Below are 21,892 nucleotides of genomic sequence, written 5' to 3' on the forward strand. Positions count from 1 at the left end.
TTAGGTGCCGAGCACCGCCACGGCGCCGACTGCCCCCGGAACGCGCGCCACCTCGACCATATTGGTGACACCGCTGCCGTAGCCGTCGATGGCGTCGCCTGGCAGCAGATTTGGGTCATGATTATCGCGGTCGGCGCGCCGCAACTCGTCCACGTTCCGGCGTTCGAACACGATCGACACAGCGGTCATCGGACCGCGCGTATTCAGCAGAGCCGACCGATTGGCGCTGGAACCGCGCGGACGTCGCGCCCGAGGGCCGAAGGCACGTTGCCGGTCGCAGGTTGGGTCGGATTGGACTGGAACAGTGACACGCCGGGCGGACTGTTCGGCGCTATGGGCCCGGGTCTGCATGACGAAAGGCATCAAGGCCCGCCGCAGCCGGGCTTTGGGCCGCGTCCTCGATCCGTGGCGCGGCCTGTACCGACCGGCTCTGCACGAAAACTGCACAAATCACGCGCAAGCTCTGCACGCAGCCAGGTCCAGTCTGATCCCATTCCAAAACAGGAGATTGGGACATGGACAGGCAATTGAGCATTCCCGGGCTGCCACATGCATTGGCAAAGGACGGCTGGTGGCTGGACGACGTCGGCACCCCGCCAGCGCAGGGAGACGGTGGGACCGCCCGTGCCGGGCTGCGGTTTCCCCGGCGGATGGTCGCGGTTATGAGCCTTGTGGCGCTGGCGGACGTTCTGTTCTGGGGCAGGGCGCCGGGCCTGTCGCTGGTGATTTTCGCTGCGGCGATCCTGGCATGGGGTCTGCCGGGGACCAGAGCGGGGTGGCGCCCCGTGGGGCTGTTCCTGGTCGCAGCGCTGCCCGCAGTTGAGCACCTGCAAATGCTCTCGATTGCCTTTCTGCTGGTCGGGGTGGGCGGAGCACTGATCTGGGCGCATCACCCGGCGGCGCGGCTATCCGTGCTTTTGGCCAGCACGGGCGCTTTTCTGGCGCGGCTGCCGCTGGCCTGGCTGGCTCAGCTTGATCCGCGACGCCTGATCGTCTTGCCCGCAGTCCTAGCAGAGGCGCCGGTTCCGCTGGCGCGAGGTCTCTTGCGGGACTGGGCCTTGCCGCTGGGTGGCGCCTTGGTGCTGGCGGCACTCTTGATGCAGGCGAACCCGGTGCTGGCTCAGCTTGTGCAGATCGACCTGGATCTGTGGCAACTGGCGCAGCGCCTTGTCTTCTGGGGTGGAGTCGCGGTGCTGGTCGCTCCATTCCTGGCGCCGGTTCCGTTGCGTGATCAGGCTGCGCGCCGGGCCGTGATGCCGTCGATCACGCTGGGGTGGCTCAACTCCGGCTCTGTCCTGCGGGGCCTGGCGGTCTTCAACCTGCTCATCGCAGTACAAAGCCTCACCGATGTTACGATCCTGCTGGGGGGTGCCGATCTGCCCGAGGGGATGACCCTGGCCGAATATGCCCATCGCGGCGCCTATCCGCTGTTGGCTGCGGCGGTTCTGGCGGGGGTATTTGCCCTGTCGGCGCGGCCATTCCTGGGCGAACGCCGCCTGATCCGGCCGCTGCTGATGCTCTGGCTGGTGCAGAACATGGTGCTGTGCGGGGCGGCTGCGCTGCGGCTGGACCTGTACGTCGAGACCTTCGGGCTGACCTACCTCCGGCTACACGCGTTCATCTGGATGGTGCTGGTGGCGGCGGGGCTGGGATTGGCGCTATGGCAGGTGCTGCGGACGCGATCGAACCGCTGGTTGCTGGTGCGGGGCGGTGTTCTGGGGCTGGCGACGCTGTACTTCTGCGCGATGGTGAACTTCGCCCAGGTTATTGCGGCAGAGAACGTGACCCGGGCAGAGCCGGACCTGTGGTACCTCTGCGGTTTGGGCCCGATGGCCGCAGGGCCGATCGTCGAAAGCGGCCTGGGCCGTGTCATCGGGCGTTCGGTCTATTTGGGGCCTTGCCGGATTTCCCGTCCGCAGGTCGAGGACTGGCGGGGTTGGGGCTTTCGCACCTGGCGCGCAAGCCGTTATGTTCAAGGCGTGATGGTGGAGCGGCCCTGATGAAGATCCTGATTGTGGACGACGATCCCCGCCTGCGTGAACTGGTGCGGCTTGCGCTGGAACGGGCGGGCCACGCGGTCATCACCGCCGGCGACGGGCAGCAGGCGCTTATTCATGCCGCGCGCGAGGCGCCGGACCTAGTGGTACTGGACGTTGGCCTGCCCGAGATGGACGGGTTCGAGACCTGCCGCCGCATCCGCGCACGATCCGAGGTGCCGATCCTCTTTCTGACCGCGCGGGATGACGAGATCGACCGCATCCTTGGCCTGGAACTGGGGGCCGACGACTATGTGACCAAGCCCTTCAGTCCACGCGAACTGGTGGCGCGGGTCGGGGCGATCCTGAAACGCACGGCACGCGGCGCTGCGCCTGCACGGCTGGAACGGGGGCGGTTGACGCTGGATTGCCATGCGCGGCTCTGCCGCTTTGGTCCAGCCGAGATCGCCCTGACCGCAACCGAATTCGGGCTTCTGGCGCGGCTGATGCAGGACCCCGCCCGGCTGACCCCGCGCGCCGATCTCGTCGCCGCGCTTTGGGGCGCGCAAAGCGCGGTGTCGGATCGGACGCTGGACAGCCACCTGCGCAACCTGCGCCGCAAGCTGGCCGCGGCGGGCTGCGCCGGGGCGGTCGAGACGGTGCACGGGCAGGGGATGCGGATGGGGCCGTGCCGATGAGCGGGCACTGGCGGCCCTCGTTGGGCTTTGTCCTTGGTGGGGCACTGGGCGGTACGCTGGTCTTGTCCTTTGCGGGTCTGGTGGCGCTGCGCTACCTGGGGCCGGTGATCGGGTTCCGCAACGCGGCGATCCTGTTGGCTCTGTCGATCACGCTGGTGACGGCGGTGCTGGGCTGGCTGCTGGTGCGGCTCTTGCTGCGCCCGATCCGCGCGCTCGAGGCCTATGCCGAGGCGCAGGAGAGGGGTGGCGCTCCGGCGCCGCCGCGCCATTTCGGCACGTATGAACTGCACGCCACCGCCCGCCGGGTGATCGCGATGGCCGAGACGCTGCGCGACCGAGAGGCGACGATCCGCGCCTTTACCGATCAGGTCACGCATGAACTGCGCACGCCTGTCACGGCAATCCGCGCGGCCAGTGAACTGTTGGAGGACGGCGGGGCGCTGGGCCGCGAGGACGCGGCGCTGGTGGCACAGGTCGATGGCGCCTGCACCCAGATCGAACGCCAGCTTGCCGCGCTGCGCGAGGTCGCCCGCGCGCGGGAGACGCGCTACCTTGGCACGTCCACGCTGGACGATCTGCGCGCGGGCCTGCGCGAGGACCACTCGGACCTTGGCCTGCAGGTCGAGGGTGGCAGCGTTCCCTTGCCGATCTCCGGGACGGGCATGAAGATCGTCCTGGGCCAGCTTATGCGCAACGCGGGCGAACATGGCGCGCGACAGGTTCTGTTGCGCGCCGGGTCGGAAGACGGAGCGCCCTTTCTGCAGGTGCAGGATGACGGGACGGGGATTTCGCCGGGCAATGCCGCGCGCGTCTTTGACCCGTTCTTCACCACGCGCCGTGGGGAAGGGGGCACCGGCATGGGGCTGGCCATCGTCCGCAACCTGCTGACCGCCCACGGCGCCGGTATCCGGTTGCTGCCTGCGAAAAGGGGCACGCGGCTGGGGATCAGGTTTGCATCCGCCGAGCGCTGAGCACTTCTGAGATGCCCCGTGAAGCGCTATGCATCCACGAGCGCCCTCGCTGCGGTCTGGGCGGCAAAACGCCGGTGCCGGCCCGTTGTCAGAGACAGCATTGTTGCTGTGACCGACCCCGTGGGACACCCCTTTGCCGCAGCGATCGACGGCGGATGTCGGGATCGGTGGTCGTGTTCATCCACACGGTGCCGTCATTGATCAGGCCCTCCAAGATCACGAATAGCACCGCCTGAGAGATGACGGGACGGTGAGCGAGACCTGCAGCTCGCTGCCGCTCAGTGATCCAGCGTGCGCTTGAGCTCTCCGGTGTCGAGCACGGGGGAGGCGTCGAGATCCTCGGCGTCCAGCATCGTGGCCACCCTTTCCAGGCTGGAGACCAGCATGGATTGCTCCCAGTCCTCCATCGCGTCGAACTTGCGCACGAACCGCTGCTGCAGCGGATCGGGGGCCTCGTCCAGTGTCTGGCGGCCCTTGGGGGTGATGTGAATGTTGGTCTGACGTCGATCCTGTTCGGATTTCTCACGGACGACCATACCCTGGCGCACCAGCTTGTCCACCAGCGAGGTCACGGTGGCCTGCGACACGCGCATGCGGACGGATATTTCCTTGGCCGTCGCGTGGCTGCGCTCAGAGATGATCTGAAGGACGCGGAACTGCACCGCCGTGATGCCGGACGTCTGTTTCAGCTCGCGCCCGTACAGTTCGGTCGCGCGCAGGATTCGGCGGATTGCAATCAGGCAGGTATCGACGCGGTCCATCAGTGTTCCATTGATTAGCATGACTAACGATATAGGTCTCTCGCGGGGTATTCAAGGCAATAGTGCTTTGCCATCCTAAGCTAAATAAGGCCAGAACAGGCGCGATAGAGGCCATATTTGGCTGAAAGCGGATAAAAATTGCTTTGCCAGTTGAAATTTCAGGGACGGCACGCTATTTCGTCATCCAAAGCAAACGAGGAGACTTCATCCTATGCAACATCCGCGCGATATCGCCCGTTCGTCCTTGCCCAGCCTGCGTGTGCCCACCGCAGAAGACGGGGCGGCGATCTGGGAGCTGGTACGCTCGTGCAAGCCGCTCGACGAGAACTCGATGTACTGCAACCTGCTGCAGTGCGATCACTTCGCCGACACCTGCGTCGTTGCCGAACTGGATGGGGAGATCGTCGGTTGGGTGTCGGGCTATGTCCTTCCCAACGAGCCGGACACTCTGTTCGTCTGGCAGGTCGCGGTGTCCGACAAGGCGCGCGGTATGGGTCTTGGCGGCCTGATGCTGCAGACCATCCTGAACCGTGACGTCTGCGAGGATGTGACCCGCATGCAGACCACCATCACCGGTGACAACGACGCTTCGTGGGCGCTGTTCCGCAAGTTCGCGCGCCGCATGGGCCGTGGTCTCGACGTGCAGCCCTACTACACGCAGTCGCTGCACTTCAACAAGCGGCACAAGACCGAGAACCTCGTGACCATCAAGGTGGCCGAAGAGCTGGCGCAGGCGGCCTGAGCCCCGCGCCCTTCGCCCACATTCCTCACATAGAACGAGAGCACATAATGTCGTCCCAGACCTTTCACCCCACGATCTTCAAACGACGGGAGTCGGAAGCGCGCAGCTACTGCCGCAGCTTTGACACCGTTTTCACCACCGCGCTTGGCTCGGAGATGACCGACGCCGCCGGGCGGACCTATATCGATTTCCTGGCCGGCTGTTCGTCGCTGAACTATGGTCACAACGATCCCGACATGAAATGCGCGTTGATGAACCATCTGTCGCACAACGGGATCGCGCACGGCCTGGACATGCACACCGGCGAGAAGGCGCGCTTCCTCGAGACCTTCGAGGAGCTGATCCTCAAGCCGCGCGGCATGGACCACAAGATCATGATGACCGGCCCGACCGGCACCAACGCCGTCGAGGCCGCGATCAAGCTGGCGCGCAAGGTGACCGGCCGCACGAACGTGATCGCCTTCACCAACGGTTTCCACGGCATGACGCTGGGTGCGCTCGCCGCGACCGGCAATGCTGGCAAGCGGAACGGCGGTGGCACCCCGCTGTCGGGCACCACGCACATGCCGTTCGAAGGCGCCTTCGGCGATGAGGTCGACAGCCTCGACATCATCGAGCAGATGCTCGGCAACCCGTCCTCGGGCGTCGACGCGCCGGCGGCCTTCATCATCGAACCCGTGCAGGGCGAGGGCGGACTGAACGCCGCGTCCAAGGAGTTCATGCAGGGCATCGCGCGTCTTGCCAAGGAACATGGCGCCCTGCTGATCGTCGATGACATCCAGGCAGGTTGTGGCCGCACCGGCACCTTCTTCTCCTTCGAGGAAATGGGCATCGAGCCGGACCTGATTCCGCTGGCAAAGTCGCTGAGCGGGATGGGACTTCCCTTTGCCGCGCTGCTGATCAAGCCCGAGCTGGACATCTGGAAACCCGCCGAGCACAACGGCACCTTCCGCGGCAACACCCATGCCTTCGTGACCGCCCGCGTGGCGCTCGAGAAGTTCTGGAGCGACGATGAATTCCAGAAGGACATCAAGCGTCGTGCACAGACCGTGGAACACGGGCTGGAGACGATCGCCTCGATGATCCCGGACGCCAAGCTGAAGGGCCGCGGCATGATGCGCGGCGTGGACGTCGGGTCCGGTGACCTGGCGGCGGCGATCTGCGCCGAGGCCTTTGAAAACGGACTGATCATCGAAACCTCGGGTGCCGAGGACGAGGTGGTCAAGGTGCTGGCCCCGCTCACCACCCCGGACGAAACCCTCAAGGATGGTCTGAACATCCTGATCGACGCGGCGCGTTCGGTGCTGTCGACCCAGAAGATTGCAGCGGAGTAACAGCCATGATCGTCAGAGATTTCGAAGAGATCAGCAAGAACCAGAAAGAGCGCGTCGTCTCCGATGCGCAGTGGACGAGCGTGCGGATGCTGCTGGCGGATGATGGAATGGGGTTTTCCTTCCACATCACCGTGCTCGAAGCCGGTTCGGAACACACGTTCCACTACAAGAACCACTTCGAGAGCGTCTACTGCATGCAGGGCAAGGGGTCGATCACCGACCTCAAGACCGGTGAGACCCACCAGATCAAGCCGGGCACCATGTATGCGCTCAACGAGCACGACAAGCACACGCTGCGGGCCGAGGAAGAACTCTGGATGGCCTGCTGCTTCAATCCGCCGGTGACCGGCAAGGAAGTGCACCGCGAAGATGGATCCTATGCCGCCCCCGAGGAGGTGGAGGCCTAAACACATGACCCACACTGTTGAAAAGATCGGCGGGACAAGCATGTCCCGCCTCGCCGACCTGCGCGATACGCTGTTCCTCAAGGACGGCGAGGCGCGTTACGGTCGTGTATTTGTCGTTTCGGCCTTTGGTGGCATCACCAACCTGCTGCTGGAACACAAGAAGACCGGCGAGGACGGCGTCTATGCGCGCTTTGCCAACGCCGAGGACGACCACGGCTGGCACGAGGCGCTGAGCCGTGTCAGCGACGCCATGATCGAGGCGCACGAGGCGGTGCTTGACCACCCCGGCGACATCGAGCAGGCGACAAATTTTGTTCAGGAGCGGATCGAGGGGGCGCGCAACTGCCTGATCGACCTGCAACGCCTGTGTTCCTACGGCCATTTCCGCCTGAACGCGCATCTGCTGCACATCCGTGAGTTGCTGTCCGGCCTGGGTGAGGCGCACTCGGCCCATGTGGCGGTGCTGCTGCTGCAACGTGCCGGCGTGAACGCGCGCCTGGTCGACCTGACCGGCTGGCGCGACGATGGCGAGGTGACGCTGCAGGAACGGCTGGACCGCGGCATGGAAGGGATCGACCCGGAAACCGAGATGCCGATTGTGACCGGCTATGCCCAGTGCCGCGAAGGCCTGATGCGCGAGTTCGACCGCGGCTATTCCGAGGTGACCTTCAGCGAACTGGCCGCACTGACCGGCGCGCGCGAGGCGATCATTCACAAGGAATTCCACCTGTCGTCCGCCGACCCCAAGATTGTCGGCGAAGACAAGGTGCGCAAGCTGGGCCGGACCAACTATGACGTGGCCGACCAGATGGCGAACCTGGGCATGGAGGCGATCCACCCCTCTGCGGCCAAGACGCTGCGTCAGGCCAACGTGCCGTTGCGCGTCACCAACGCCTTTGATCCGGGCGATCCCGGCACGCTGATCGACGACCAGCCGGCAGACAGCCCGGGTGTCGAGATCGTGACCGGCCTGGACGTGATCGCGCTGGAAGTGTTCGAACAGGACATGGTCGGTGTGAAGGGCTATGACGCCTCGATCCTTGACGCGCTGACGCGCCATAACGTGCGCATCGTCTCCAAGGTGTCGAACGCCAACACGGTCACGCACTACGTTGACACCTCGCTGAAAGCGCTGCGCCGGGTCGAGTCCGATCTGGCCGAGCGTTACCCCCATGCCGAGATCAAGACGCGCAAGCTGTCGCTGGTTTCGGTCGTGGGCCGCGACCTCAGCGGTCTGTCGGTTCTGCAGCGCGGGCTGGAAAGCTTTGCCCAGGCGGGCATCTATTCGGTCGGCGCAAGCCAGGGACCGCGCAACGTGGACACGCAATACATCCTGGAACGGGACGATATGGCCAAGGCCATCAAGAGCCTCCACGACGCTTTTTTCGATGAGGAGAAAGCGGAGGGTGATAAGGCGAAGGTCGCGCTGGTCGCCTGAGGCGCCGGACCGACCGACAATAGCGGCCGTGGACACGCGGCCCGACTGAAACAAGGGCCCGCCCTGCAAGGGGCGGGCTTTTTTATGGCTGTCCTAATGGCCGTCCTCGCCGCAGGGCTATTCCCCCTGCCAACCGGGGCGCGTCATGCCGATGAATCCCAGCGTCTCCGGCGCCTCGACGTTGCGCGCGATGATGTCACGCAACGATCCGCAGGCGCCAATCTGCTCCCAGCCGTAGCGGGTGAAGGTGGGGTGGTCCATCGCCGGATCTTCGTCGAACCCGGGCGGCGGCGGAAACACGTGCTCCGACAACAGCGGGTTGGGCAGGGCCTGCGAAAAGGCATCCAGCGCGACGAAGGACAGGATCGTGCGGGGCAGGGGCGATCCGGGCACGCGGTCCTCGCAGAAGATCCCGGTAAAGAAATCCACCTCTTCGACAGAACCATAGGCGCGCGCCAGCTGCGCGGCGACCGCCGGATCGCTGCTGACCTCGTCGAAGGCCCTGGCGGGAGCCTGGCCGAGGTAGCTGCGGTAGTGGTTGTAAGAGGCCAGTTCGCAGATCCGCCCCTGGCGGATCGAGTCCCACTCGATGTTCAGCAGGCTGTCGTTGGTGTTGCGCGGCCCAAGGCGGGCGGCGGGTTGGGCGCTCATGTCCTCGAACCCGCGTTTCAGACCGGTCTGGATCAGTGGCAGGTTGTTCATGAAATAGCTGCGGCCCACCGGGTGTTCCGTCCCGCCCCAGGTGATCGCATCGGGGATCAGCGCGTGCCAGCGATAAAGCAGGCTGAATTCCGTCGTGATCCAGTTGGGCTTGTTCCAGGGCGCATGCCAGCAGACCGACGGATCCGCCATGAGGTGCAACGCGAAGGGGGCGATGTGATTGATGTAGTCCTCGACCACGATCTTTATGAACTGCACAACGACCACGTTGCGCGCGGTTTCGAACACGCGGGTGTCGTCCCAGTCCGGGTGACGGGCGCCGATTTCGCGCGCCAACCGGTTGTGTTCCCGCAGGAAAAGCGTGTTCATCATCGACACCTGCGGCACCGAATTGACGCGGTCACCCCCGACAGCGAACAGCGCGTCGCGAAAGGCGCGTGCGCCCGCGGCAGTGGCCGGGTCGTCCGAGGCGCAGGATTTCAGCAGGTCTGTCAGGCCCAGCGGCGGGTCCAGCCCTTCGAACTCTGGCCGGATTTCTTCGCCGGCAAAGAGGAACTCGGGGAACTCCTCGCCGTCGATCCGCTGAGACCGCAGCAGCCCCCGATGAGCATGGTCCGGGTCAGGGACGCGCAGGAGGCGGGTCTGTTCCGGGGTGCGGCCATAAAGCGGGCAAAGGTCGATCTCATGGTTCGAGGTATTGCGCTTGCGCCGCTCGGGGTCCGGGGTGTCGCCGCCGATGCTTTCGGGCAGGGTGCGCAGGAACCCGTCGGTCAGGTACTGCGCGAAGCTGGGAAAGAGGCAGGTGGATTTCGGGCACAGCACCTGTGTGCCGTCGGGGCGTTCGAACAGCGGTTTGAGACCGGCGTCGCCCTCCCATCCCGGCAGGCTGTCCTGGTCGATCTCGCTGACACCCAGGTGACGGCCCGCCCAGGTCCTGTCGGTCAGGCTGGACCAGGAGGTATAGGGCGCCATCGTCGAAAAGGGATGTGGACGCGGGCGCGCCTGCATCACGATCCGGTTGATCAACAGGGCGTTCAGTTTGCGGTGCAGGAACGGCACTGCCTCGACCAACCGCGCGACCCAGGGGCGGGTCAGTTGGGACAGGGCCAGCTCCGCGATGCGGGCCAGCAGGCCGTTGATGCGCGCCGCCAGCCATTCGGACCGTTTCATGCCCGGGTAGAAGGGCAGGAAGACGGCGGAAAAGACGATATGCGGCAGGACGTGGTGCTGCCAGATGTCCTCGAGAATGAAGATGAACCAGTAGCCGACGAGGAAATTCAGCGCGGTGAAGATCCACCAGCCGATCCGCAACTCGCGCCACATCAGCACGATGCCGAACACGCCGCCCATGAAGATCGGCCCCAAGGTCCAGCGTTCCCAGTATTCCGGCACCCGGCAGAGCGCGCCCAGGATCGGGGTGCCCGGAAACAGCGAGACCCAGGGAGAGGGATAGCCAAAGAGGTTCAGCAGACCGCGGTAGAACATCATCGCGCCCACCAGCAGGCAGGTCAATTGCAGGAAGGTGCGGCGCCAGACCGCCCAGTCGATGCGAAATCCCTTGCGCGGTGTCCTCGTCGAGGCCGTGCCCATGGCCACGCCCCTTTCAATAAAACCTTCATTAATGGGGCCAACTGTGGCAGCTTTAAGGGGTTATGTCCAAATTTTTTCGCGCCATAGATGTATCATGAAACGGCTGCTGCTGATCGTGTTCCTGGCTTTGCTGGGCGCCGCGCTGTTCCTGGAATACAAGCGGCTGACCATAAAACCCTGGCCAGCCACTCATTTCGAGGATGTGGTCGAGCATTTCAAATACGGCTCCATCGGGGCCGAGGTTGACGGCTTCCCCTTTGCCATCTGGCGCGAACTGCCCACGATCTTTGCCGAGGAACTCCCGGAGGGCTATGCCGGGTTCGGGTTCCTCCGCGAAGTGGGCAAGGACCTGCCCATCGGTGTCTCGGTGCGCCGCATCGGTGTCGAACGGGTCGGCTTCAACTGTGCCACCTGCCATGTCTCGACCTATGAAATCGACGGGTCGCGGCATCTGGTTCTGGGGGCGCCCAACAACGCGCTGGATATCCAGGCCTATATCCGGTTCCTGACCGATGCCGCGCAGGACTCCGGTCTGACCCCCGATGCGGTGATCCAGGCGGCAGAGGCGAACGGTCGGCCGCTGGGTTGGGTCGACAGGCTGGTGCTGCGCAGGGTGGTCTTTCCCCGGCTGGCCGAGGAGGTCGCGACGCTGGAGGCCCGGCTGGCCTGGATGGACAACCGTCCGCCGCATGGGCCCGGGCGTACGGACGCGGGCAATTTCTGGCGCGAACGCTGGGGGTTGAATCCCTCCGGCGACAGCCGTGTCGGCGTGGTCGATTTCCCCTCGGTCTGGAATCAGCGGCTGCGCACCTACGGCTGGTTTCACTGGGACGGCAACAACCGGTCGCTGGACGAACGCAATATCTCGGCGGCGCTGGCCGGGGGCGCCGCGGACTGGTTGCTGGAACGTCGGTCGATCGAGCGGGTCTCGGACTGGCTGATGGCGTTTCCGGCGCCGGACTGGCCCTTGCCGCTGGACGCGGACCGGGTGGCGCAGGGCCGCGCGATCTACGAGCGCGAGGGATGTGACAGCTGCCACGATCCGGGAAGTCCCAGCCTGGGGCAGGTGACGTCCCTTGCGATCCTGGGCACGGACCCGCAGCGTACCGACCTGTTCGATGCGGAAATGGTGCGCTATTTCGGTGACGTGGGCCAGAACTACTCCTGGCGCTTTCGCAACTACCGCACCACGGATGGCTACGCCAACATGCCGCTGGACGGGATCTGGATGCGGGCGCCTTACCTGCACAATGGCTCTGTCCCGACGCTGGCAGACCTTTTGTCGCCACCGGACACGCGGCCGGTCAGCTTTTTTCGCGGGTGCTCGGTGCTGGACACGGAACGGGTCGGGTTCACCTGTGAGACGGGGTTTGAGCTGGACACGTCACTGACCGGCAACGGCAATGGCGGGCATCTCTGGGGCACGGACCTGCCCGGCGCGGAAAAGGCGCTGCTGCTCGATTATCTCAAGTCGCTTTGATGGGGTATGAGCACGTTCCGGCGGACGAGGCGGCAGAGATACTGCGTCTGACACGGGCCAACCTGCAGACGCTGTCGCGGCGCGACGGCGTCGTGAAACGCGGCCAGCACGCCAAGCATCACGCACTGCTGCAGGGGCGGTTCCGGGTGCGGTCAGACCTGCCGCAGGCGCTGGCGCAGGGCGTGTTTCAGCCGGGCGCCGATCACGCCTGCCTGGTGCGCTTTTCCAACGGCGGCCAACAGGATGACAGGGCGCGCGACGTGCGGGGCATGGCGATCAAGCTGCTGGAGATACCGGGCATGAAACTGCAGCCGGGGCAGGGGCATTTGAGAGAGCAGGACTTCGTGCTGGTCGATCACCCGGTCTACTTCTGCAAGGACATGGCGGATTACATGCCCTTCAACCGGCATTTCCTGCCGGTTCAGGCGCTGCGCAGCAAAGGGGGCAGCCCGCTGCGGCTGATGCGTGCCTTGCGCGGGCTGGTCATGCTGGGGCTGTTTCACCGGCGCGTCCTGCGGGCGGCGCGTGCCTTTGCGGGACGGCGGCCGGGCTCGTTGCTGGCGCTTACGTATCACAGCACCACGCCGTACCGGCTGGGCGACCTGACGGTGAAATACAGGGTGCAGGGGCAGGGCGCGCCTGCCGATCCGGTGCAATGCGCGAACGGGTTGGGCAGGCGGCTCTGGCAGGCCCTGGGCGCCGACGAGGCGCGCATGATGTTCGGCGTGGTGATACAGGACGATCCCGAGCGCCAGCCTGTCGAGGACGCGCGTGTCGACTGGAACGCCGCCGGTGCGGTCTTCGAACCGCTGGCCGAAATCGTGCTGCCCCGGCAGGAGAACAGCGCCGAACGGATCGCGCAGGCCGAGGCCCTGCGGTTTTCGCCCTGGACGAGCCTGCCCGCGCACCGTCCTTTGGGCGCGATCAACCGCGCGCGGCGCGAGGTCTATCGCGTCATGGCCGAGGCACGCGGAGCGGACAGCTAACGGCCGAAAGAGAGGCGGGCGGGGGGGCCTCGCCGAGTCTCGCGAAAGGAAAGCTGCGGACCTTATCGGCATTTTGGCGGGACCGAGGTGTCCCGGTCCATTTATTGCCTATCCGGACGGATAGGGCGCTCATCCCAATTCGCACATGCTCTGTTAAAGGGGTCATGCAAAGATGCGATTCAACCCGAGGGATCTGATTCATGTTGCTCTTTCCTGATATGCGTGCCGCCGGCACTGTCCTTTTGCTGGCCGCTTCCCTGGCCGGCGCTGCGTTGGCCGATGATCTGCCGGAACCCCAGGGCACCGTTATCCTGACGGTCGATGGGTCGATTGCCGTGACCAACGGCGAAGGCAAGGCTCGGCTGGATCTTGAGATGCTGCGCGACATCGGCGAAACCACCATCACGACCGAGACGATCTGGACGGCCGGCACCACGGAATTCACGGGTGTCGCTCTGAACGACCTGCTGGACTACCTCGGGGCCGAAGGACAGGAAATCGACGCGCAGGCGATCAATGACTACGCGGTCACGGTGCCCATCACGGATGCGGTCGAGGGCGGGCCGATCCTGGCCTACGAGATGGATGGCAAGACCATGTCGCGCCGGGAAAAGGGGCCGCTCTGGTTGATCTACCCCTATGGCTCTTCCAGCGCCTACCGGACAGAAGTCATCTATGCCCGCAGCATCTGGCAGCTTGACCGCATGACCATCCGCGACTGATCGCGCGTCCAGTCGGGCAAGGCGGGCGCGCCTCTTCCTCGGGGGGGCGCAGGGCTGTAGCGGTGCCATCGGGTTTCTTCCGGTCGAGGACATGCGGAAAACTATGTCCGCATGAACTGGCGACTTCGGGCTGGGATCAACTGGTCCGGGCCCGGGAATAGATCAAATTATCGACGGGTTTGGTGAGTTCGGTCCCGCGCGTTGTACGAATCGCCGGGTGAAAGACGGGGTTTGCCAGAGGTCCGCCTCATCGTCCTGCTGTCGGCATCGCCAAGCCCGGACTTGGCAAGAGCATTGAAAACGGCAAGTTCGTTGGCTGCCCGCAGGGCAAAAGTATACGGCGCGCCGGCCCCTGCGTCGCCTGATCCGCCAACGCTCGACGCGGGCGCCGTTTCGGCGCAGAAAGGCGCGACGACTATCTGCCAAGACGGGGACAATCGCCCATGAACATCGCCTGCTGGTCCGGACCGCGCAACCTGTCGACCGCGATGATGTATGCCTTCGGGGCCAGGCCGGACTGCGGTGTCTGGGATGAGCCCTTTTACGCGGCTTACCTGTCGCGGACAGGGATCGACCACCCGATGGGCGCCGAAATCATCGCCGAGGGCATTCCCGATCCGGCGGAGGTCGCCCGGCGCTGTGCCGCACCCGCTCCGGGCGGGCAGGCGCATTCCTATCTCAAGCTGATGACCCATCACCACCTCGACGGCGACAGCCTCGACTGGGCCGCTGAGGCGGTGCATGTCTTTCTGATCCGCCACCCGGCCCGCGTTCTGGCCAGCTATGCCGCCAAGCGTGAGAATCCGACCCTTGCGGACATCGGCTTTGCCCAGCAATGCGCGATCTTCGACAGGGTGCGCGCCCGCGGCTGGCGCTATGCGGTGATCGACAGCCACGACATCCGTCGCGCCCCCGAGGCGGCGCTCAGGGCGCTTTGCGCGGCGATCGGGCTGGACTTCGATCCGGCGATGCTGGCCTGGCCTGCCGGGGGCCATGCCGATGACGGTGTCTGGGCAAGCCATTGGTACGACGCGGTCCACCGCTCTACCGGCTTTGCCGGGGCCGAGGGGCCCTTGCCCGCTGTCGCGCCCGGGCTGGCGGCGGTACATGACGCCGCCTTGCCGTATTATCGGCGAATGCGGGCCGAAACCCTGTGCACAAGCGCCTGAAAGCGGCTTGCGCGCAGGCGCCTCGGGCAATAGAAGGTGCCAAATTCGCCGACCAGACGCGCCCCGGTTTCCGGGGCGCTTGAATTCCGAGGGAAGAGACATGCAGGTCACCGAGACGCTGAACGAAGGCCTCAAGCGCGGCTACGCCATCACCGTGACGGCGTCCGAGCTGGACGAGAAAGTCACCGAAAAGCTCAAAGAGGCGCAGCCCGACATCGAGATGAAGGGTTTCCGCAAGGGCAAGGTGCCGCTGCCGCTGCTGAAAAAGCAGTTCGGCCAGCGTGTGCTGGGCGAGACCATGCAGGAAGTGATCGACGGTGCGATGAACCAGCACTTCGAGGAGTCGGGCGACCGCCCGGCGCTGCAGCCCGAGGTCAAGATGACCAACGAGGACTGGAAAGAAGGCGACGACATCCACGTCGAAATGACCTACGAAGCCCTGCCCGAAGTCCCCGAGTTCGACGCCTCCGGCATCGAGCTGGAGCGTCTTGTGGTCAAGGCAGACGACGCCGCCGTTGACGAGGCGCTGGAATCGCTGGCCTCCTCGGCTCAGGACTTCGAGGACAAGGACGGCGCGGCCGAGGACGGCGACCAGGTGGTCATCGATTTCGTCGGCAAGGTCGACGGCGAAGCCTTCGAGGGCGGCGCCGCCGAGGACTATCCGCTGGCTCTGGGCTCCGGCTCGTTCATCCCCGGCTTCGAAGAGCAGCTGGTCGGTGTCTCCGCCGGTGACGAGAAGGCCGTCGAGGTCAAGTTCCCCGAGGAATACGGGGCCGAGCACCTGGCCGGCAAGGACGCGGTCTTTGACGTGACGGTGAAGGCCGTGAAGGCGCCCAAGGCCGCCGAGATCAACGACGAGATGGCCAAGAAATTCGGTGCCGAGGATCTCGAGAGCCTCAAGAACCAGATCCGAGAGCGTCTCGAGGCCGAATATGCCGGCGCCTCGCGCCAGGTGATGAAGCGCGCCATGCTGGACAAGCTGGACGAGATGGTGTCCTTCGAACTGCCGCCGACCCTGGTCGAGGCAGAGGCCAAGCAGATCGCGCATCAGCTGTGGCACGAGGAAAACCCCGACGTCGAGGGCCACGATCACCCCGAGATCGAGCCGACCGAAGAGCACACCAAGCTGGCCGAGCGCCGCGTGCGCCTTGGCCTGCTGCTGGCCGAGCTGGGCCAGAAAGCCGAGGTCGAAGTCTCCGAGGCCGAGATGACCCAGGCGATCATGAACCAGGCCCGCCAGTACCCGGGCCAGGAGCGCGAGTTCTTCGAATACGTCCGCCAGAACCCGCAGATGCAGCAGCAGCTGCGCGCGCCGATCTTCGAGGACAAGGTCGTCGACCACATTGCCGAACAGGCTCAGGTGTCCGAAAAGGAAATCACCAAGGACGAGCTGCAGAAAGCCGTCGAAGAGCTGGACGACGAGTGATCGTCAGGCCCTTGCAAGACACGGAAAAGCCGCCCCTCGGGGCGGCTTTTTTCGTTGCGGATCCGGAGGATGGGGGATGCCCCCCCATCCCGACGGGGTCTCAACTTGCCAGAACGTTCCGGAACAGCCAGGGATCGCTTTCGTCGATGTCCTCGGGGAAATGTTCCCACCGGTCCTGCAGTGGCGTCCAGTCGGTGTAATGCGCCTCGACCGGGCCCAGGTAGGGGCGTTGCACCTCCAGACAGCGGGCGTGGTCCATCTCGTCCGTCTCGACGATGCCCGCGTTCGGGTTCTCCAGCGCCCAGACCATGCCCGCGAGCACCGCAGAGGTCACCTGCAGGCCGGTGGCGTTCTGGTAGGGGGCAAGGTCGCGCGCCTCGTCGTTGGACAGGCGTGAACCGAACCAAAGTGCATTTTTCTCGTGTCCGAATAGCAGCACGCCCAACTCGTCGATCCCTTCGACGATCTCGTCCTCGGTCAGGATGTGATGCTTTTCCTGCTGCTGGCCCGAGCCGAACATCTCGTGCAGCGACAGCACCGCGTCATCGCAGGGGTGATAGGCATAGTGACAGGTCGGGCGGAACTCGGGGTGGGCGCCTTCGCCCACCGTGTAGTAATCCGAAATCGAGATCGCCTCGTTATGGGTGACGAGGAATCCGAACTGCGGGCCGGGTGTGGGGCACCAGGTGTGGACGCGGGTGATGGCGCCGGGCCGTTCCAGCCAGATCCCGGCCTGGCAGCCGCTGTCCTGCCGGTGGCCGTTTTCCGGAAACCATGTCTCGTGCGTGCCCCAGCCCAGTTCGGCGGGTTGAAAGCCCTCGGCGATGAACCCCTCGACCGACCAGGTGTTCACGAAGACATTGCGCGGGCGGGGCAGGCGGCGCGCCTGGGTGTCCCGTTCGGCGATGTGGACGCCCTTGACGCCCAGCGACTGCATCAGCCTGGCCCAGCCGTCGCGGTCCGTGGGCGCCTTGACGTCGCGGCCCGTGTCCTTGGCCAGCGTCAAGAGCGCCTCCTTGACGAACCAGCTGACCATGCCGGGGTTGGCGCCGCAGCAGCTGACCGCCGTGGTGCCGCCTGGATTGGCCGCCTTTTCGTCGCGCACCGCCTGCCGCAGCGCATAGTTGGTGCGCGCCGCGTTGTCGGTGGTGCCAAAGTAGTACCCCTCCCAGGGTTCGACCACGGTGTCGATGTAGGGCACGCCGATCTCGCGGCAGAACTTCATCAGGTCCAGCGAGGAGGTGTCGACCGAGAGGTTGACGCAGAACCCCTTCCCGTCCGGGAACAGCCCGCCCAGAACCTCGCGGTAGTTGTCGGGCGTCAGCGCCACCTGGAGGTGGTTCAACTTGTGCTGGCGCAGGAAATTCGCCTGTCCGGCGTCCGGTTCGATCACGGTCAGCTTGTCGGCGTCATAGTCGAAATGCCGTTCGATCAGGGGCCAGACGCCCTTGCCGATCGAACCGAAGCCGATGATGACGATGGGGCCGTCGATCCGGCCATAGACGGGGTAGTCCTGGGTCACGCGTGTCTCCTGTCTGGTTGTGTCCAGTCATAGGCGGCTTGCGGCGACAGGGCAAATCCGCAGACGGGGGCAAAGAAAAACCGCGCGGGACGAGACCCGCGCGGTTCGTTGTCGATCAGGGAGCGCAGATCAGCCGATCGCGGCGCCGTCTTCGCGCCACACGGCGATGACCGAGGAGCGCGGCTTGCCTTCGCCGTCGGGCCAGGAGCCACCCGGGTGCTGGATGCCGACAAAGGCCACCTTGCGGTCCTCGGACCAGCACAGGCCGGTCACTTCGGCGCCGTAGGGGGCGGTCAGGAAGCGGGCGATTTCGCCCGTGTCCGTGTTGCCGACCAGCATCTGGTTGTTGCCCATGCCGGCAAAATCACCCTCGTTGCTGTAGTTGCCGTCGGTCTGGATCCAGAGCTGGCCCTTGGTGTCGAAGATCATGCCGTCGGGCGAGTTGAACATGTTGCCCGGGGTGACATTGTCCGAGCCGCCGTAGGCATTGTCATAGATCTCGGGGTTGCCGGCCATGACATAGAGATCCCAGGCAAAGCCGTCTGCACCGTGATCGCCGCCCTCGGGCTGCCAACGCACGATCTGACCATAGTTGTTGGTCTCACGCGGGTTCGGACCGCCAACCGGGGTTTCGTCGCCACCGGCGTTGGGCTTGATGCCGCGATTCTTGTTGTTGGTCAGGGCGCAGTAGGCCTCGGCCTTGAGCGGGTGTGCGGCGATCCATTCCGGACGGTCCATCGTGGTGGCGCCGACCTTGGAGCCGGCGATACGCGCGTGGACGAGGATGTCCTCGATCGGCATGCCGGTGGTTTCCGGGGTCAGGGCCAGCCATTCGCCGGTCTGGTCGTCGTTGAACTTGGCGACATACAGTGTGCCGTCCGACAGCAGGCCGTCGGTGGGCTCACCCTCGGCCCAGGTGCCGTTCGAGACGTATTTGTACATGAACTCGCCGCGTTCGTCGTCGCCCATGTAGACGACGATCCGGCCGTCGGCGGCCTGTACCATCGCGGCGTTCTCGTGCTTGAACCGGCCCAGGGCGGTGTGCTTGACCGGGGTGCTGGTCGGGTCGGCGGGGTCGATTTCCGTCACCCAGCCGTGGCGGTGGGGTTCGTTCGGCTCTTTCGACAGGTCGTAGCGCGGGTCGAACTGTTCGTAGGCATAGCGGCCTTCGCCACCGATGCCATAGCGCTTGAAGCCCTCGGTCGCGTCGTACTCGCCGGTCGCACCGAAGTAGCCGTTGAAGTTTTCTTCGCAGGTCAGGTACGTGTTCCACAGCGTGCGGCCCGAGCCACAGTTGTTCATGGTGCCCAGCGGGCTCATGCCTTCGGGGTCGGCATTCGTCTTGACCAGGTCCGAGCCGGCCACGGGGCCATCCATGACCATCTGGGTGTCATGGTGAATGCGGCGGTTGAAGGGGCTGTCCTTGACCACGGCATACCCGTCGCCGGTGTCGGCCACTTCCATCACGGTCACACCCTGCAAGTGCTTGAGAAGCTGCACTTCCTCGGCGCTCTTGGGCATGCCTTCGCTGGCGGCGGGCAGGTTGATCTTGGGGTTCACATATTCCGAGTTCACCGCGATGACCTGCTTGCCGTCGATGGAGAAGAGTTCCATCCCGTCGGTGTTCTCGCCAAAGACTTTGTCGGCCATTGCGGCGGGCACGCCGGTTTCCGGCGAATAGGCGCCGTCGGCCTCGGACCACAGGGCGTCGCCCCAGCGCACCAGCGGCTTCCACTGGTAGCCTGCGGGCACGTGGACGTCGAAATCGGTGGCGATGTCGATCGGCTCGAAGTCGAAGGCGGCGGCCTGCGCGCGGGCCGAGGTGGCCGAGCTCAGGACGCCGGCGCCGAAGACGGCAGCACCCGAACCGAAGGCCAGCGCACCACCCAGGAAACCGCGGCGCGAGATGGCGCGTTCGACAACGGCATCAAAGTCGGTCTGGGCAGGGCGCGGGTCGCGCATCTCGTCGAAATCGTCCCAGGACAGATCGACAATGTCAGATTTCTTCATGGCTGGCCTCATATCAGCTTGCATACTTGGCAAAGCCGCCCGCGTGTTGCGGCGGCTTCCAACAGCCTCTGATGTGATCCGGCAACGTGAAACGGGTGTTACGGATTTATGAAGTTTATATGTACCGATGCGGCAAGGCGCTGATAAAAATGAAAAAACCGCGCCGAATGAATCCGGCGCGGTTGAATTTTTGTCCTGCGAAGCGTCGCTGGATCAGTCGTCGTCGCCTTCGGCGGCCTCGTCCGAACGGGCGGGGGCTGTATCGCCGTCGTCGTCGGATGCAGCGCTGCCGATGTCGTCGAACAGCTGGCTGACCTCGAATTCGGCCTGGGCCTCTTCCTCGGCGGCCAGGTCCTGGATCGACTTGCCCGATTCCTGCAGTTCGGCCTCTTCGGGCGAACGTGCGACGTTCAGCGTGATGACGACCATCACCTCGGGGTGCAGGTGCACCTCGACTTCGTGCAGGCCCAGTTCCTTGATCGGCTGGCGGATGATCACCTGCTTGCGGTCGATCGAGAAGCCGTTCTCGCTGGCCACGTTCGCCGCGTCACGGGTGGTGACGGAGCCGTAGAGGTTGCCGCCGTCCGATGCCGAGCGAATCACGACGAACTTCTGTCCGTCCAGGCGCTCGCCCAGGGCTTCGGCTTCTTTGCGGGTCTCGAGGTTGCGCGCCTCGAGCTGAGCTTTCTGCTCTTCGAACTGCGCGATGTTCTCTTTCGAGGCGGTCAGCGCCTTGCCCTGAAGCAGCAGGTAGTTGCGTGCGAAACCGGGCTTGACGTCGACGACGTCGCCCATCTGGCCCAGCTTGGCCACACGTTCGAGAAGGATGACTTGCATGATGCGGACTCCTTACTTCACGGCGTAGGGCAGCAGGGCGAGGAAGCGGGCGCGCTTGATGGCGCGGGCCAGTTCACGCTGCTTCTTTGCCGAAACGGCGGTGATACGGGACGGGACGATCTTGCCGCGTTCGCTGACATAGCGCTGCAGCAGGCGGGTGTCCTTGTAGTCGATCTTGGGTGCGTTGTCGCCCGAGAAGGGGCAGACCTTGCGGCGGCGGAAAAACGGTTTTGCAGCCATGAGTTATCTCCTCTTCTTCAGGTATCAGTCGCGGTTGCGGCGCTCACGGCGGCCGTCGCGCTCATCACGTTTCTGCATCTGGATCGAGGGGCCTTCGTCGTGGCCGTCGACCTTGATGGTGAGAACGCGCATGACGTCGTCGTGCAGGCGCATCAGGCGTTCCATTTCCTGAATGGCCGTCGCGGGTGCGTCGGTCTTGAGGAAGGCGTAGTGGCCCTTGCGGTTCTTGTTGATCTTGTAGGCCATCGTCTTGACGCCCCAGTACTCGCTGTCGACGACCTTGCCGCCGTTGTCCGCGAGAACGGTGCTGAAATGTTCGACAAGGCCTTCAGCCTGCGCGTTGGACAGATCCTGACGCGAGATGAATACATGCTCGTAAAGCGGCATGTGCACTCCATTTCTATCATGGCGCATTTCATAGGGCAGGGGCCTAATCTCTTCGCGCCCTGCCCACGAGAGACTGCGCGGGTAAACGTCGTTGCGAAGAGAGCGCTCCGTATACACGGATCAGGGCGTGGCGCAAGGGGGCGCGCGGTCCTCGGATTTTCCTCGGCGGCGCCGCATTCCGGGCACAATCGAGCGGTTAACCTGTCGTTAACCAACAATCGGAGCGAACCAAATGGCCCTGACAGACTTCAATGCTTCCCAGGCTCTTGGGTCCACCTTTTCCCTGCCGCGCCTGTCCGAGGGCATGATGCGCCGGATCGCGGGCTCCGTGCTGGCGCTGGCCGCCTACCTGATCTGGGTCATGCCGATGGGGCTGGATGCGCCGATCCTGATGCCGTTCAAGCTGGCCTTGTCCTGCCTGATGCTGAGCGGCGGCCTGGGCATGTCGCTGCGCCTGCGCGGCGAGGACGGCTGACCCCGGCGGGTCAGTCCCGCCTCCTCAGGTGATTGCGCAAGCCTCCGCAGGCTAGTAAGGC

General features: G+C 64.8%; 21 protein-coding genes. 13 read left to right on the plus strand and 8 right to left on the minus strand.

The window, feature by feature from the left end; genetic code table 11:
- The gene (locus ACQY5B_RS08520; protein WP_371931738.1) at positions 1-189 is read right to left on the minus strand and encodes a hypothetical protein; all 189 of its coding nucleotides are present in this window, start codon (positions 187-189) and stop codon (positions 1-3) included.
- Positions 190-515: 326 nt separating this feature from the next.
- On the opposite strand from ACQY5B_RS08520, the gene ACQY5B_RS08525 reads away from it, so the two are divergent.
- Genes ACQY5B_RS08525 through ACQY5B_RS08535 form a run of 3 tightly spaced genes read left to right on the plus strand, consistent with a single transcriptional unit; the run spans position 516 to position 3,645 of the window.
- Positions 516-2,000, plus strand: a complete 1,485-nt coding sequence (locus tag ACQY5B_RS08525) for a DUF4153 domain-containing protein (protein WP_420325604.1) — start codon at positions 516-518, stop codon at positions 1,998-2,000.
- Entirely contained in the window at positions 2,000-2,674 is a 675-nt protein-coding gene (locus ACQY5B_RS08530) for a response regulator transcription factor (protein ID WP_420325603.1), read from the plus strand. The genes ACQY5B_RS08525 and ACQY5B_RS08530 overlap by 1 nt, the downstream gene beginning before the upstream one ends.
- Positions 2,671-3,645, plus strand: coding sequence for a sensor histidine kinase (locus tag ACQY5B_RS08535; RefSeq protein ID WP_420325602.1), 975 nt, complete (start codon positions 2,671-2,673; stop codon positions 3,643-3,645). Before ACQY5B_RS08530 ends, ACQY5B_RS08535 begins: the two co-directional genes overlap by 4 nt.
- 278 nt (positions 3,646-3,923) lie before the next feature.
- Here the strand turns inward: ACQY5B_RS08535 and ACQY5B_RS08540 are convergent, their stop codons facing one another.
- Entirely contained in the window at positions 3,924-4,406 is a 483-nt protein-coding gene (locus ACQY5B_RS08540; protein WP_305968536.1) for a MarR family winged helix-turn-helix transcriptional regulator, read from the minus strand.
- A gap of 211 nt (positions 4,407-4,617) precedes the next feature.
- Here ACQY5B_RS08540 and ectA point away from each other — a divergent pair, with 211 nt between their 5' ends.
- Genes ectA through ACQY5B_RS08560 form a run of 4 tightly spaced genes read left to right on the plus strand, consistent with a single transcriptional unit; the run spans position 4,618 to position 8,327 of the window.
- Positions 4,618-5,148, plus strand: coding sequence for a diaminobutyrate acetyltransferase (gene ectA / locus ACQY5B_RS08545; RefSeq protein WP_305968470.1), 531 nt, complete (start codon positions 4,618-4,620; stop codon positions 5,146-5,148).
- A 47-nt stretch (positions 5,149-5,195) separates the two neighbouring features.
- Positions 5,196-6,482 carry a diaminobutyrate--2-oxoglutarate transaminase gene (gene ectB / locus ACQY5B_RS08550; RefSeq protein WP_305968469.1) on the plus strand — a complete coding sequence of 429 codons (1,287 nt, stop codon included), beginning with the start codon at positions 5,196-5,198 and terminating at the stop codon, positions 6,480-6,482.
- A 5-nt stretch (positions 6,483-6,487) separates the two neighbouring features.
- On the plus strand, positions 6,488-6,889 hold the full coding sequence (locus ACQY5B_RS08555; RefSeq protein WP_305968468.1) for an ectoine synthase: 402 nt from the start codon (positions 6,488-6,490) through the stop codon (positions 6,887-6,889).
- Between the two features lie 4 nt (positions 6,890-6,893).
- Positions 6,894-8,327, plus strand: coding sequence for an aspartate kinase (locus ACQY5B_RS08560; RefSeq protein WP_420325601.1), 1,434 nt, complete (start codon positions 6,894-6,896; stop codon positions 8,325-8,327).
- 117 nt (positions 8,328-8,444) lie between these two features.
- Here ACQY5B_RS08560 and ACQY5B_RS08565 read toward each other — a convergent pair whose 3' ends face one another.
- The gene (locus ACQY5B_RS08565; RefSeq protein ID WP_420328677.1) at positions 8,445-10,577 is read right to left on the minus strand and encodes a peroxidase family protein; all 2,133 of its coding nucleotides are present in this window, start codon (positions 10,575-10,577) and stop codon (positions 8,445-8,447) included.
- 94 nt (positions 10,578-10,671) lie between these two features.
- Here ACQY5B_RS08565 and ACQY5B_RS08570 point away from each other — a divergent pair, with 94 nt between their 5' ends.
- The 5 genes from ACQY5B_RS08570 (at position 10,672) to tig (ending at position 16,360) form a co-directional block, all read left to right on the plus strand.
- Positions 10,672-12,057, plus strand: coding sequence for a c-type cytochrome (locus ACQY5B_RS08570; protein ID WP_421917677.1), 1,386 nt, complete (start codon positions 10,672-10,674; stop codon positions 12,055-12,057).
- Positions 12,057-13,043 carry a catalase gene (locus tag ACQY5B_RS08575; RefSeq protein ID WP_420325599.1) on the plus strand — a complete coding sequence of 329 codons (987 nt, stop codon included), beginning with the start codon at positions 12,057-12,059 and terminating at the stop codon, positions 13,041-13,043. Before ACQY5B_RS08570 ends, ACQY5B_RS08575 begins: the two co-directional genes overlap by 1 nt.
- A 200-nt stretch (positions 13,044-13,243) precedes the next feature.
- Positions 13,244-13,765, plus strand: a complete 522-nt coding sequence (locus ACQY5B_RS08580) for a putative pterin-binding protein (RefSeq protein WP_420325598.1) — start codon at positions 13,244-13,246, stop codon at positions 13,763-13,765.
- Between the two features lie 443 nt (positions 13,766-14,208).
- Complete coding sequence (locus tag ACQY5B_RS08585; protein ID WP_420325597.1) at positions 14,209-14,934, plus strand: sulfotransferase-like domain-containing protein; 726 nt, start codon at positions 14,209-14,211, stop codon at positions 14,932-14,934.
- Positions 14,935-15,034: 100 nt separating this feature from the next.
- Positions 15,035-16,360 carry a trigger factor gene (gene tig, locus ACQY5B_RS08590; protein WP_305968461.1) on the plus strand — a complete coding sequence of 442 codons (1,326 nt, stop codon included), beginning with the start codon at positions 15,035-15,037 and terminating at the stop codon, positions 16,358-16,360.
- Positions 16,361-16,460: 100 nt separating this feature from the next.
- Here tig and ACQY5B_RS08595 read toward each other — a convergent pair whose 3' ends face one another.
- The 5 genes from ACQY5B_RS08595 to rpsF all read right to left on the minus strand — a co-directional run bounded on the left by ACQY5B_RS08595 (position 16,461) and on the right by rpsF (position 21,356).
- Entirely contained in the window at positions 16,461-17,882 is a 1,422-nt protein-coding gene (locus ACQY5B_RS08595; protein ID WP_420325596.1) for a homospermidine synthase, read from the minus strand.
- Between the two features lie 129 nt (positions 17,883-18,011).
- A complete protein-coding gene (locus ACQY5B_RS08600) occupies positions 18,012-19,892 on the minus strand; it encodes a PhoX family protein (protein ID WP_420325595.1) in 1,881 nt (626 codons plus the stop codon).
- 213 nt (positions 19,893-20,105) lie between these two features.
- A complete protein-coding gene (gene rplI, locus ACQY5B_RS08605; RefSeq protein WP_305968458.1) occupies positions 20,106-20,729 on the minus strand; it encodes a 50S ribosomal protein L9 in 624 nt (207 codons plus the stop codon).
- A 12-nt stretch (positions 20,730-20,741) separates the two neighbouring features.
- Positions 20,742-20,969 (minus strand): 30S ribosomal protein S18, encoded by a 228-nt coding sequence (rpsR, locus tag ACQY5B_RS08610; RefSeq protein WP_058310770.1) that lies wholly within the window; start codon positions 20,967-20,969, stop codon positions 20,742-20,744.
- Positions 20,970-20,993: 24 nt separating this feature from the next.
- Positions 20,994-21,356 carry a 30S ribosomal protein S6 gene (gene rpsF, locus ACQY5B_RS08615; protein WP_305968457.1) on the minus strand — a complete coding sequence of 121 codons (363 nt, stop codon included), beginning with the start codon at positions 21,354-21,356 and terminating at the stop codon, positions 20,994-20,996.
- A 232-nt stretch (positions 21,357-21,588) separates the two neighbouring features.
- On the opposite strand from rpsF, the gene ACQY5B_RS08620 reads away from it, so the two are divergent.
- Positions 21,589-21,831 carry a hypothetical protein gene (locus ACQY5B_RS08620; protein ID WP_305968456.1) on the plus strand — a complete coding sequence of 81 codons (243 nt, stop codon included), beginning with the start codon at positions 21,589-21,591 and terminating at the stop codon, positions 21,829-21,831.
- Positions 21,832-21,892 lie beyond the last annotated feature (61 nt).

Origin of the sequence: Antarctobacter sp. (assembly GCF_965277915.1) — a bacterium.
Taxonomy (GTDB): Bacteria; Pseudomonadota; Alphaproteobacteria; order Rhodobacterales; family Rhodobacteraceae; genus Antarctobacter.